This window comes from Streptomyces sp. NPDC102278 (assembly GCF_044766345.1).
GTDB lineage: Bacteria > Actinomycetota > Actinomycetes > Streptomycetales > Streptomycetaceae > Streptomyces.
On the sequence record NZ_JBIWLV010000006.1, the window covers coordinates 1 to 12338 of the forward strand.

The window sequence follows — 12338 nt, forward strand, 5'->3', positions numbered from 1 at the left end:
ACGAGGCCCGGCCCTTCAAGTGGACCAAGACCGCTGATCAAATCCTCGACCGAATCTGCCGTTACTGCGACAGGATCTCCGGACCAGGTCACTAGGCTGGCCGGGTGGAGCCACACCCCTCATCGCCGTCACCCGGTCCCCCCGCGGCCGCCGGGCACCCCGGCCCCCGCTGGACGACCGGCCCCCTGGAGCGGCTCGCCCGGGAGCTGGCCGTCCTGCCCCCGTCCCTCGGTCCGGTGCGGCTGATCGGCGTCGACGGGCACGCCGGCTCCGGGAAGAGCACCTTCGCCGAGCGGCTCGCCGAGGCCCTGGGCGGGGCGCCGGTGATGCGCCTGGACGACGTGGCCACCCACGAGGAGCTGTTCGCGTGGGACGGGCGACTGGGCGCCCAGGTGCTGGAGCCGCTCCGCGCCGGCCGGTCCGCGCTCTGGACGCCGTACGACTGGGTGGAGCGCCGGTTCGGCCCCGCGCGGGAGCTGGAGCCGGCCCCGGTGCTGCTCGTCGAGGGGGTCGGGGCGGGGCGGCGGGCGCTGCGGCCGTGGCTGGCGAGGCTGCTGTGGATGGAGACACCGCGCGCGCAGTCCTGGGGGCGCGGACGAAACCGGGACGGGCGCGAACTCTCCGACTTCTGGGACGGATGGGAGCGCGCGGAGCTCGCGCACTTCTCGGACGACCCTTCACGCCCCTTCGCCGACACCCTGGTGCGCCAGAGCGGTACGGGATACGAGTGGACTTCCGAGGCGGGTGCGACCCCGGCAACCCCCTCTTCCGTCACGGAAGGTGACGGGCTCCCCCGCGCCTGAGCACGTCCGGAAATCCGTCCGCACGGCCCCTCTCCGACCGGCTTGACCTGGCGCCCGCGGCGGCCTTACGTTCTGAATGCGCGGTCCGCGAGGGCCGCGGCGGACGCGAAGCCCCCGGTTGTTCCCCCGTGACCGGGGGCTTCGCCCTGTCCTGCGTCGGGTCCACCACCACCCCGGCCCTTCACCCTCTGTCACCACCGGCGCCCGGAACGCGCCCCCGACGCGTACCCCCCGCACCCTGGGTAAGGTGCGTCACCGCAGGTACGATGCAGCCCTGATTTCATCTGGCGCGGCGGGCAACTCGCGGGAGAGCCGCGGGGGTTGCCGCGTACCACGGGGGCAGGCTTGTGGGGGATGTGATGGACTTCGGCACGCCGGGCAGCACGCACGCCCCGGCCGAACTCGCCTGGCTGCGCGGGGTCGACGCCTGCACGATGGGCGCCTACCCGCAGGCCGAGGAGGAGTTCCGGGCGGCCGTACGGCTCGATCCCGCGATGGCCGACGCCTGGCTGGGTCTCCACGCGCTCCGGGTGGACACCACCAACGCGTTATTGCGCATGTACGCCCACCGGGACCGGTTCGGCGAGCAGCGGGCCCGTCACCGGCGCATGCTGAACTCCTGGTACTGGCTGGGCTGGTGGGTACAGCCGGTGCTGGAGAGCCGCCGCGATCTGCTGCTGGCCCACGCCTCGCACTGGCTGGACGGCCGTCACGTGCCCGAGCTGGACCAGGCGTTGGCGGCCCTGCCGCCGGTGGACACCGATGCCCAGGTGCGCTTCCTGCACGCCTGCCGGGCCTATCTGGTCAAGGACTGGGACCAGTTGGTCCGGCACACCGAGCCGCTGGTGGACGATCCGCTGCTGGGCATCGAGGCGGGTCTGTTCGGCGGGATGGCCCGGGTCCGGCTGGAGATGTACGGGCAGGCCGAGCCGATGCTGTCGGCGGCGCTGATGCGGTGCCGCAGCGAACAGCCGCAGCGCAAGGAGCTGCGGTACTGGCTGGCGCGGGCGCACGAGGGCACGGGCCGCAGCGCGGCGGCGCTGCCGCTGTACCGGGCCGTGCACCGGGTGGATCCGGCGTTCATGGACACGGTGGCCCGGCTGACGGCGATCGAGGACGCCGACTTCGTCGACGGGGCCGACGGGTACGCGGGGTACGGGCACTCCGGCGAGGGCTTCGCCGGGCACGGGCTCTCCCCGTCCGGCGGGGACTTCGCGGCGGTGGCGCTGGGCGGTGGCCCCGGCCCGGTGCAGGACATCGCGGCGGACGGGCAGGTCGAGCCGGATCCGCCGGCGGTCCTGGAGCCGCCGGACCAGCGGTTCGGGCCGGGCGGTGGGCCTGCCGGACCGAACCGGTCGGAGGGCGCGCGCCGCAAGGTGTCGGTTCCGCCGCGGACGGTGGGGCTGCCGGCCGGGCCGGCCGATCCGCGGGCGTTGGCCGAAGCGCTCGCCGAGCTGGAGCGGATGGTGGGCCTGGAGCCCGTCAAGCGGCAGGTGAAGGCCTTGTCGGCGCAGTTGCACATGGCGGGATTGCGGGCGAGCCAGGGGCTGCCGGTGCAGCCGCCGAAGCGGCACTTCGTCTTCTCGGGGCCCTCGGGCACGGGCAAGACCACGGTCGCGCGCATCCTGGGCCGGGTGTTCTACGCGCTCGGCCTGCTGGGTGGCGACCATCTGGTGGAGGCCCAACGGGCCGATCTGGTCGGCGAGTTCCTGGGGCAGACGGCCGTGAAGGCGAACGAGCTGATCGACTCCGCGATCGGCGGGGTGCTGTTCGTGGACGAGGCCTACAGCCTGTCCAACTCCGGCTACAGCAAGGGCGACGCGTACGGGGACGAGGCCCTGCAGGTCCTGCTGAAGCGGGCCGAGGACAACCGCGACCACCTGGTGGTGATCCTGGCGGGCTATCCGGCCGGCATGGACCGGCTGCTCGCCACGAACCCGGGCCTCTCCTCGCGGTTCACCACCCGGGTGGACTTCCCGAGTTACCGGCCGGCGGAGCTGACCGCCATCGGCGGGGTGCTGGCCGAGGCGAACGGGGACTGCTGGGACGAGGAGGCCCTGGACGAGCTGCGCAGCATCAGCGGGCACGTCGTCGAGCAGGGTTGGATCGACGAGCTCGGCAACGGCCGCTTCCTGCGGACCCTGTACGAGAAGAGCTGCGCGTACCGGGACCTGCGGTTGGCGGGGTTCGCCGTGGATCCCACCCGGGAGGACCTGGCCACACTGCGACTGGCCGACCTGATGCAGGCCTACGGGGAGGTCCTGTCGGGCCGGGGTCCCCAGGACCGCACGGAGCCCCCGCCGCAGTAGGCGACGGGGGCTCCGGGACGGGCGGGGTCAGCTCGCCATGGCCTCCTCCGAGAGGGGCGCCCGACGGGCCGGCGGGGCGGTGCGGTGCGCGGGGTCGCGTACCTCTCCGACCAGCATCTCCAGTACGTCCTCCATCGCGACCAGGCCCAGCACCCGACCGCCGGGGTCCGCGACCTGGGCCAGGTGGGTGGCGTCGCGGCGCATGACGGTGAGGGCGTCGTCCAGCGGGAGGGTGGAGCACACGGTGGTCATCCGGCGCCAGACCCGCTGGGGCACGGCCCGTTCCCGTTCCTCCAGGTCCAGTACGTCCTTGACGTGCAGGTAGCCCATGAAGGCGCCGCTGTCGGACTGGACGGGGAACCGGGAGTAGCCGGTGCGCACCGTCAGCTGTTCGATCTGGCGGGGGGTGACCGCCGGGCTGACCGACACGAGCCGGTCGTGGGCCAGCAGCACGTCGGTGACCGGGCGGCTGCCCAGTTCGAGGGCGTCCTCCAGCCGTTCGTGCTGCACCGGCTCCAGGAACCCGGCCTGTCGGGAGTCCTTGAGGAGGCGACCGAGCTGGGCGCTGGTGTAGACGGCCTCGACCTCGTCCTTCGGCTCGACCTTGAAGAGCCGCAGGACGAGCGTGGCGCAGGCGCCGAGGGCGGTCGTGACCGGTCCGCAGACCCGGGCGAAGGCCACCAGGCCGGGGCTGAACCACAGGGCCGTCTTCTCTGGGGCGGCCATGGCGAGGTTCTTGGGGACCATCTCGCCGATGACGAGGTGCAGGAAGACCACGGCGGCGAGCGCGACGGCGTAGCCGAGGGGGTGGATCAGGCCTTCCGGCACGTGCGCGGCGTGGAAGACGGGCTCCAGGAGCCGGGCCACGGTCGGTTCGGCGACCGCGCCGAGGGTCAGCGAGCACATGGTGATGCCGAACTGGGCCGCCGCCATCATGCGCGGCAGGTTCTCCAGGCCGTGGAGCACCTGACGGGCCCGTTTGGAATCGGCCGCGAGGGGCTCGATCTGGCTGCGGCGTACGGAGACGAGGGCGAACTCGGCGCCGACGAAGAAGCCGTTGGCCAGGACCAGGAGCAGGGCGAAGACGAGCTGGAGCGCGTTCACCGGCCCACCGCCTGGGGTTCGGCCCGGGTGGGGGCGGGGGCCGTGCGGACCAGCCTGACCCGTTCGGCCCGGTAGCGGCCGACCTGGCGGACGGACAGCTTCCAGCCGGGGAGCTCGGCCCGGTCACCGGGGGCGGGGATCCGGCCGAGCAGGTCGGCGACCAGGCCGGCGACGGTCTCGTAGGGGCCCTCGGGCACTTCCAGGCCTATGCGGCGCAGGGTGTGCACGCGGCAGCTGCCGTCGGCCTCCCAGGAGGGGCGGCCGTCCTCGGCGGGTACGGCGGCCAGTTCGGGCGTGCCGTCCTCCGCGAGGTCGTGCTCGTCGCGGACCTCTCCGACGAGTTCCTCCACGATGTCCTCCAGGGTGACGACTCCGGCGGTGCCGCCGTACTCGTCGACGACCACGGCCATCGGTTGTTCGCTGCGCAGCCGCTCCAGCAGGGGCTGTACCGGCAGGGAGCCGGGGACCAGCAGCGGGGCGACGCAGATCCGGCCGACGGTGGTGCGGGCGCGCTCGGACTCGGGCACGGCAAGGGCGTCCTTGAGGTGGACGACGCCGGTGATCTCGTCGATGCGTTCGCGGTAGACCGGGAAGCGGGACAGGCCGGTGGCCCGGGTCAGGTTGAGCACGTCGGCGGCGGTGGCCGTGTGCTGGAGGGCGCTGACCTTCACCCGGGGGGTCATGACGTGCTGGGCCGTGAGCTCGCCCAGCGAGAGGGTCCGTACGAAGAGGTCGGCGGTGTCCTGTTCGAGGGCGCCGGCCTGGGCCGAGTGGCGGACCAGGGAGACCAGCTCGCCGGGGGTGCGGGCGGAGGCCATCTCGTCGGTGGGCTCCACCCCGAGCGCCCGGACGAGCCGGTTCGCGACGGCGTTGAGGCCCGCGATGACCGGCCGGAAGGCGCTGGAGAAGACCTGTTGGGGGCCGGCGACGAAACGGGCCACCTGGAGCGGCCGGGAGACCGCCCAGTTCTTCGGTACGAGCTCGCCGACGACCATCTGGACGGCGGAGGCGAGCAGCATGCCGATGACGACGGCGACGCCGGGAACGACTCCCCCGGGCAGGCCGGTCGCCGCGAGCGGCCCGGACAGCAGCGCCGCGAGGGCCGGTTCGGCGAGCATGCCGACGACGAGGGAGGTGATGGTGATGCCGAGCTGGGTGCCGGAGAGCTGGAAGGACAGCTCTCGCAGGGCCGCGACCACCGTGCGGGCACGGCGGTCGCCGTCGGCGGCGGCGCGTTCGGCCTCGGGTCGCTCCACCGTGACGAGACCGAATTCGGCGGCCACGAAGAAACCGTTGGCGAGGATCAGGGCGAAAGCCGCCACGAGCAGGAGTAGCGGGATGGTCATGCCGCCGCCTCCATCGGGAGGGCGGCGCGGGTACTACCGGACGATCCGTCCATTGCTGGAGGGAGTCACTCCTCAAGTCGCAGTTGCCCGCGGGCCACGGGGTCCCGGGGCCGGTGGGAGGGCGCACGGCTGCGCCCCGCCACCAGGGTAGTCACTGGGATCGCCGCCGCAATGGGACGCAGCGACGATCCTGTGCGGGGTCAGTGGTCGTGTCCGCCAGTTCCGCGGCTACTCGGCCAGGGCGCGCAGGGCGCGGGCGTCGCCGATCGCCCGGGCTTTGGCGACGCCGGGCTGGATGCCGAGTACGGGCAGGCTGGTGCCGTCGTTCAGGTCGAGGAACACCCACGGGTCGCCGGGGCGAAGGTTGACGCGCAGGATCTGCGCCCACTCCAGCCGTCGGGTGGTGGTGAGGTTGACCACGGTGACGCCGGCCTCGTCCGCGACCACCTTGGGGCGGCTGAGCAGGACCAGGACGGAGCTGAGCAGGATCGCCACGAAGATGAAGCTGATCCGCTCGCCCGGATGGAGGGTGTCGAGGAGCAGGGCGATCGCCGAGATGGTCACGAACATGGCGAGCCCGACGCTCAGCAACACGACCCGGGTGCGGGTCGGCCGGAAGGTGACCGGCAGGGCGGGTGGTGCGGACGGGGCGGCGGACTCGACCATGATGTGCGCTCGGTTCTGCTCGGGATGCGGTCAGACGGTGGGGCCGGTGGGGTGGGCGGATCCGCGGTGACGGCGGATCCGCCGGGCAGGCACCGGTCAGAGGCGGCAGGCGTGGATCGAGGTGGTGAGGATCGCGCGCGCGCCGAGCTCGTACAGGTCGTCCATGATCCGCTGGGCTTCCTTGGCGGGGACCATCGCGCGGACGGCGACCCAGCCCTCGTTGTGCAGGGGGGAGACGGTCGGCGACTCCAGGCCCGGGGTGAGGGCGACCGCGCGCTCCAGGTGCTCGGCGCGGCAGTCGTAGTCCATCATCACGTAGCTGCGGGCCACCAGGACGCCCTGGAGGCGGCGCAGGAACTGCTGGGTGCGCGGGTCCTCGGCGTCGGCGGTGTTGCCGCGGATGACGACCGCCTCGGAGGTCATGATCGGCTCGCCGATGACCTCCAGGCCCGCGTTGCGCAGGCTGGTGCCGGTCTCGACGACATCGGCGATGATCTGGGCGACGCCGAGCTGGATGGCGGTCTCGACCGCGCCGTCGAGGTGCACGACGGAGGCGTCGATGCCCTGGTCGGCGAGGTGCTTGGCGACGATTCCCTCGTACGAGGTCGCGATGGTCATCCCGGTGAAGTCCTCGGGGCCCTTCGCGGTGCCGGGGATCGTGGCGTAGCGGAAGGTGGACCGGCCGAAGTTCAGCGGCAGGATCTCCTCGGCGCTGGCGCCGGAGTCGAGCAGCAGATCGCGGCCGGTGATGCCGATGTCGAGCTTCCCGGAGGACACGTAGATCGCGATGTCCTTGGGTCGGAGGTAGAAGAACTCCACCTCGTTCTCGGGGTCGACGACCACGAGCTCCTTGGACTCCTTGCGCATCCGGTAGCCGGCCTCATGGAGCATCGCCGACGCAGGTCCGGAGAGTGCACCCTTGTTGGGGACGGCGATGCGCAGCATGGGGCTTCCTTTGATGCGTGGGTTGCGAAAGGTGGGGGCGGGCGGGGGCCCGCGGGAGCGTCTGCCGGTCTAGAGGTGCGCGTAGACGTCGTCGAGGGAGATCCCGCGCGCCACCATCATCACCTGGACGTGGTAGAGCAGCTGGGAGATCTCCTCGGCGGCGGCTTCCTTGCCCTCGTACTCGGCGGCCATCCAGACCTCGGCGGCCTCCTCGACGACCTTCTTGCCGATGGCATGCACGCCCTTGGAGACGAGCTCGGCGGTGCGGGAGGTGCTGGGGTCGCCGTTGGCGGCCTTGAGCTGGAGCTCGGTGAAGAGCTCTTCGAAGCTCTTGGGGGGTTTGTTCGCCATGATGGTCCTCAGAATAAGGGGTCCCCCGCCGCCACTCAGCGCCAGGGTTCGCTGACGGTCCGCAGGGTCATGGCGGTGGAGACGGCGGCGGTGACCGCTTCGTGCCCCTTGTCCTCATTCGACCCCTCGAGCCCGGCGCGGTCCAGCGCCTGCTCGTCGTTGTCGCAGGTCAGTACGCCGAAGCCGACGGGGACTCCGGTGTCGATCGACACCTGTACCAGGCCCTGGGTGACGCCCTGGCAGACGTAGTCGAAGTGCGGGGTGCCGCCGCGGATGACCACTCCGAGGGCGACGATGGCATCGTAACCGCGACCGGCGAGTACCTTCGCCACGACCGGGAGTTCGAAGCTGCCCGGGACCCGCAGGAGGGTGGGCTCGTCGATGCCCAGCTCGTGCAGGGCCCGCAGGGCGCCGTCGACCAGACCGTCCATGACCTTCTCGTGCCATTGGGCCGCGATCACGGCGACTCGCAGGTCTCCGCAGTTCTTCACGCTCAGTTCGGGTGCGCCCTTGCCGCTCACAGCTCTGCTCCTCGGGTGTTGGTCGGGTGGTGCTCGGGTGGTGTCGGGTTGGCTCGTACGTGTTACTGGTTGCCGCAGGCGGAGGTGGACACGGCCTCGTCCAGCCAGGGCAGGTCGTGGCCCATCCGGTCCCGCTTGGTGCGCAGGTACCGCAGGTTGTGCTCGCCGGCCTCGACGGGCATCGGCTCCCGGCTGTCGACCGTGATGCCGTGGCGGACCAGGGCGGCGGCCTTGTCGGGGTTGTTCGTCAGCAGCCGGACGCCGTGCACCCCGAGGTCGGCGAGGATCCGGGCGCCGGCCCCGTAGTCGCGGGCGTCGGCGGGCAGGCCGAGTTCGAGGTTGGCGTCGAGGGTGTCGCGGCCGAGCTCCTGGAGCTCGTACGCGCGCAGCTTGGACAGCAGCCCGATGCCGCGGCCCTCGTGGCCGCGCAGGTAGACGACCACGCCGCGGCCCTCGGCCTGGATACGGGCCATGGAGGCGTGCAGCTGGGGGCCGCAGTCGCAGCGCTGGGACTGGAAGATGTCCCCGGTCAGGCACTCGGAGTGCATGCGGACCAGGATGTCCTTGCCGTCGCCCACCTCGCCGTGGACGAGCGCGATGTGCTCGACTCCGTCGACGGTGGAGCGGTAGCCGTACGCGGTGAACTCGCCGAAGGCGGTCGGCAGGCTGACCTCGGCCTCGCGGCGCACGGTCGGCTCGGCGGAGCGCCGGTAGGCGATCAGATCCTCTATCGAGATGATCGTCAGTCCGTGCTTGCGGGCGAAGGGGATCAGCTCGGGCAGGCGCAGCATGACGCCGTCCTCGCCGGCGATCTCCACGATGGCGCCGGCCGGGCGCAGGCCCGCGAGGCGGGCGAGGTCCACGGCGGCCTCGGTGTGGCCGTTGCGGACCAGGACGCCGCCGGGCTTGGCGCGCAGCGGGAAGACGTGGCCGGGGCGGACGAAGTCCGAGGGTTCGCTGGTGCCGGCGGCGAGCAGGCGCAGCGTGGTGGCGCGGTCGGCGGCCGAGATGCCGGTGCTGACGCCGTGGGCGGCGCTCGCGTCGACGGAGACGGTGAAGGCCGTCTGCATGGACTCGGTGTTGTGCCGGACCATCTGGGGGAGTTCGAGCCGGTCCAGCTCCGGGCCCTCCATGGGGGCGCAGATCAGGCCGCGGCACTCGCTCATCATGAACGCGATGATCTCGGGGGTGGCCTTCTCGGCCGCGATGACGAGGTCTCCCTCGTTCTCTCGGTCCTCGTCGTCGACGACGACGATCGGGCGGCCCGCCGCGATGTCGCGGATGGCCTGCTCGACGGGGTCGAGGCGGAAGGTCTCCTCGATCGCGGGCATGTCCGGCACGGGCTTGAGGGGGGTCATGCCGTTGCTCCTTCGAGGGCCGGGGCGGGAGTGGTGCGCGAGCGCTGGTACCAGTCGTACGCGCCCCACAGGACGAGCGCGAAGTAGACGACGTAGACGAGACCGGAGAAGGCCAGGCCGTTGTTGAAGGCGAGCGGGACGCCGACGAGGTCGACGAGGAGCCAGGCGAACCAGAACTCCACGAGGCCGCGGGCCTGGGCGACCATGGCCACGATCGTGCCGACGAAGATGTAGGCGTCCGCCCACGGGCTCCACGACAGGTGCGGGAACAGCGTGAACAGGCCGCCGACCGCGAGGGTGCCGAGGGCCGCGCCGGCCAGGAGCAGGCCGCGTTCCTTCCAGCTCGCCGTGCGAACGGCGATGGAGCCGTCCTGGGCCTGCTGCCGGCCCTTCTGCCAGGCCCGCCAGCCCCAGACCGCGACGCCGATGACGAGGAGCTGCTTGCCGACGCCGCCGGCGAGGTGGGCGGAGGCGTAGGCGGCGATGAGGATCAGGCCGGAGAGGAGCTGGGCGGGCCAGGTCCACAGGGAGCGGCGCCAGCCGAGCGCGAGGGCGGCCAGGCCCATCAGGTTGCCGATCATGTCGGACCAGATGACCTTCTGGCCGACGACCTCGAAGGCCTCGGTGTTGAGCCAGGTCAGGGCGCTCACTTCGACTCCTCCCGGGCGTGCAGGGGGTTCACTCCGGCGGCGAGCAGGCGTTCCACGTACTTGGCGAGGACGTCCACCTCCAGGTTGACCGGGTCGCCGCTCCGCTTGAGGCCGAGCGTGGTCAGGGCGAGGGTGGTCGGGATGAGGCTGACGGTGAACCAGTCGGCGGCGGCCTCGACCACGGTGAGGCTGACGCCGTCGACCGTGATGGAGCCCTTCTCGACGACGTACCGCGCGAGGCCGGCGGGGAGGCCGACCTTGACGATCTCCCAGTGCTCGGAGGGGGTGCGGGAGAGGATCGTGCCGGTGCCGTCCACGTGGCCCTGGACCAGGTGCCCGCCGAGCCGCCCGCCGAGCTCCATCGGACGTTCCAGGTTGACCCGGGACCCCTGCGCGAGGGCGCCGAGGCTGGAGCGGTTCAGGGTCTCCTGCATGACGTCGGCGGTGAACTCGCCGTCGGCGGTCTCCACCACGGTCAGGCAGACGCCGTTGACGGCGATGGAGTCGCCGTGCTTGGCGCCGTCGGTGACGAGGGGGCCTCGCAGGCGGAAGCGGGAGGCTTCCGCGAGCTGCTCGACGGCGGTGACCTCGCCCAGTTCTTCGACGATTCCGGTGAACACTCAGTGCTCCTTGGGGGCGGTGGGGGCGGCTTCGGGGACTGCGGTGACGCGGATGTCGGTGCCGATGCGGGTCGTGTCGGTGATCCGGAGACGGAGCGCGTCGGTGAGGGTGGCGACGCCGGCGTCGGCGAGGGCGCTCGGGCCCGATCCGAGCAGGACGGGGGCGAGGTAGCCGACGACCTTGTCCACGGCGCCCGCCGCGACGAAGGCGCCGGCCAGGGTCGGGCCGCCTTCGAGGAGGACGGAGCGGGTTCCGCGCCGGTACAGCTCCGCGAGCAGGGCCCCGACGGAGAGTCCGTGCGCGTCGCCGGGGAGGCGGACCACGTCGACTCCGGGCAGGTGCCGGGTGTCGGCGTCCTCGCCGACGGCGAGCAGGGTCGGCGCGGCGTCGTCCAGGACGCGGGCGCCGGGCCGGATGCGGGCGTGGGTGTCCAGGACGACCCGCAGCGGCCGGCCGGCGAGGGCCCGCGCCGCGGGTCCGCGCACCGCGAGGTGCGGGTCGTCGGCGCGCAGGGTGCCGGCGCCGACGAGGACGGCGTCGACCTCGGCGCGCAGCCGGTGGACGTCGGCGCGGGATTCGGCGGAGCTGATCCAGCGGCTGGTGCCGTCGGCGGCGGCGACGCGGCCGTCGAGGGTGGCGGCGTACTTCCACAGGACGTGGGGGCGGCCCAGGCGTACGGAGGTCAGCCAGGCGGCGTTGCCGTCCTCGGCCTCGTCGGCGAGGAGGCCGGCCTCGGCGGTGATCCCGGCCTCGCGCAGGGTGGCGGAGCCGCCGCCGGCCTGCGGGGTCGGGTCGGGGACGGCGTAGAGCACGCGGGTGACGCCGGCGTCGACGAGGGCCTGCGCGCAGGGGCCGGTGCGGCCGGTGTGGTTGCAGGGTTCGAGGGTGACGTAGGCGGTGCCGCCGCGGGCCGCGGCTCCGGCCGCGCGCAGGGCGTGGACCTCGGCGTGCGGGCCGCCGGCCCGTTCGTGCCAGCCTTCGCCGACGACGGAACCGGTGGCGTCCGTGACGACGCAGCCGACGACGGGGTTGGGGCTGGTGGAGCCGAGTCCGCGGGCCGCGAGCTCGATGGCTCGGCGCATGGCGGATTCATCACGTACATCGCGCTCAGGGCGTGCGGGTGCCTCGCTGTGGTGCGCGTCGGCGTGTGGCGCCACCGGGTCCTCCTGCCTCAATCGGGCACGGACTCCGGGGCCTGTCGGGAAACGACAGATGAAGCGGGTGGCACACGCGGGGACGCCGAGGCCGGAAGCACGGTCCGTTCGAGACGTATCCGCTGGATACGCCGATGGACCGCCGACGGCGGCGTACCGGTGACTGGCCCGCCGCGCACTGCCTCCCATCCGGACTTTAACCGTCGGTCCAGGAATTTCACCTGGTCAACCGGCCGCTGGCTGCGGACGGGTCGCGGACTATAACCGCCGGTTCGGAATTGCACCGACCCCGGAGTGCGCTGCTACTGGTACTCAGGCCAGTGTGCCACGGGTGATCGGCGGCCATGCGGGTGAGCGCGTGTGGCCTGGATCACAAACCAGCCATTCTTGAGCGCCGCTGTCGCGCCGGCCGCGCGGCGCCGGCGCGGGGCGCGCACTTCCGACCGAGCGTTGGTCCAGACCTATTGACGGGTTGGTCTAGTCCTCTTAACGTTCCCTTCATCTTCCCAG

12 protein-coding genes and 1 riboswitch are annotated in these 12338 nt (G+C 72.4%); of the genes, 2 read left to right on the forward strand and 10 right to left on the reverse strand.

What is annotated here, in order from left to right; genetic code table 11:
* Nucleotides 1-185 precede the first annotated feature (185 nt).
* Nucleotides 186-803 carry a uridine kinase gene (locus tag ACIRO3_RS16785; RefSeq protein ID WP_404137785.1) on the forward strand — a complete coding sequence of 206 codons (618 nt, stop codon included), beginning with the start codon at nt 186-188 and terminating at the stop codon, nt 801-803.
* Nucleotides 804-1162: 359 nt separating this feature from the next.
* Nucleotides 1163-3112: an AAA family ATPase gene (locus ACIRO3_RS16790; RefSeq protein WP_361779154.1), complete on the forward strand. Its 1950-nt coding sequence runs from the start codon at nt 1163-1165 to the stop codon at nt 3110-3112.
* A 27-nt stretch (nt 3113-3139) separates the two neighbouring features.
* On the opposite strand, the gene ACIRO3_RS16795 is transcribed toward ACIRO3_RS16790, so the two are convergent.
* The 10 genes from ACIRO3_RS16795 to ribD form a co-directional block, all read right to left on the reverse strand.
* Nucleotides 3140-4216, reverse strand: a complete 1077-nt coding sequence (locus ACIRO3_RS16795; protein ID WP_361779151.1) for a hemolysin family protein — start codon at nt 4214-4216, stop codon at nt 3140-3142.
* Entirely contained in the window at nt 4213-5562 is a 1350-nt protein-coding gene (locus ACIRO3_RS16800; protein WP_404137186.1) for a hemolysin family protein, read from the reverse strand. Before ACIRO3_RS16800 ends, ACIRO3_RS16795 begins: the two co-directional genes overlap by 4 nt.
* 228 nt (nt 5563-5790) lie before the next feature.
* A complete protein-coding gene (locus ACIRO3_RS16805) occupies nt 5791-6228 on the reverse strand; it encodes a PH domain-containing protein (RefSeq protein ID WP_404137189.1) in 438 nt (145 codons plus the stop codon).
* 96 nt (nt 6229-6324) lie between these two features.
* A complete protein-coding gene (gene hisG / locus ACIRO3_RS16810; protein ID WP_053681799.1) occupies nt 6325-7173 on the reverse strand; it encodes an ATP phosphoribosyltransferase in 849 nt (282 codons plus the stop codon).
* Between the two features lie 69 nt (nt 7174-7242).
* Nucleotides 7243-7524 carry a phosphoribosyl-ATP diphosphatase gene (locus ACIRO3_RS16815; RefSeq protein ID WP_031144947.1) on the reverse strand — a complete coding sequence of 94 codons (282 nt, stop codon included), beginning with the start codon at nt 7522-7524 and terminating at the stop codon, nt 7243-7245.
* Between the two features lie 35 nt (nt 7525-7559).
* Nucleotides 7560-8045: a 6,7-dimethyl-8-ribityllumazine synthase gene (ribH, locus tag ACIRO3_RS16820; protein WP_007262951.1), complete on the reverse strand. Its 486-nt coding sequence runs from the start codon at nt 8043-8045 to the stop codon at nt 7560-7562.
* A gap of 62 nt (nt 8046-8107) precedes the next feature.
* Nucleotides 8108-9403 carry a bifunctional 3,4-dihydroxy-2-butanone-4-phosphate synthase/GTP cyclohydrolase II gene (locus ACIRO3_RS16825; protein WP_361779141.1) on the reverse strand — a complete coding sequence of 432 codons (1296 nt, stop codon included), beginning with the start codon at nt 9401-9403 and terminating at the stop codon, nt 8108-8110.
* Entirely contained in the window at nt 9400-10053 is a 654-nt protein-coding gene (locus ACIRO3_RS16830) for a nicotinamide mononucleotide transporter family protein (protein WP_361779138.1), read from the reverse strand. The genes ACIRO3_RS16825 and ACIRO3_RS16830 overlap by 4 nt, the downstream gene beginning before the upstream one ends.
* Nucleotides 10050-10673 (reverse strand): riboflavin synthase, encoded by a 624-nt coding sequence (locus ACIRO3_RS16835; RefSeq protein ID WP_361779135.1) that lies wholly within the window; start codon nt 10671-10673, stop codon nt 10050-10052. The genes ACIRO3_RS16830 and ACIRO3_RS16835 overlap by 4 nt, the downstream gene beginning before the upstream one ends.
* A complete protein-coding gene (gene ribD / locus ACIRO3_RS16840; protein ID WP_404137195.1) occupies nt 10674-11756 on the reverse strand; it encodes a bifunctional diaminohydroxyphosphoribosylaminopyrimidine deaminase/5-amino-6-(5-phosphoribosylamino)uracil reductase RibD in 1083 nt (360 codons plus the stop codon).
* 243 nt (nt 11757-11999) lie between these two features.
* Nucleotides 12000-12130: riboswitch (FMN riboswitch) on the reverse strand.
* Nucleotides 12131-12338 lie beyond the last annotated feature (208 nt).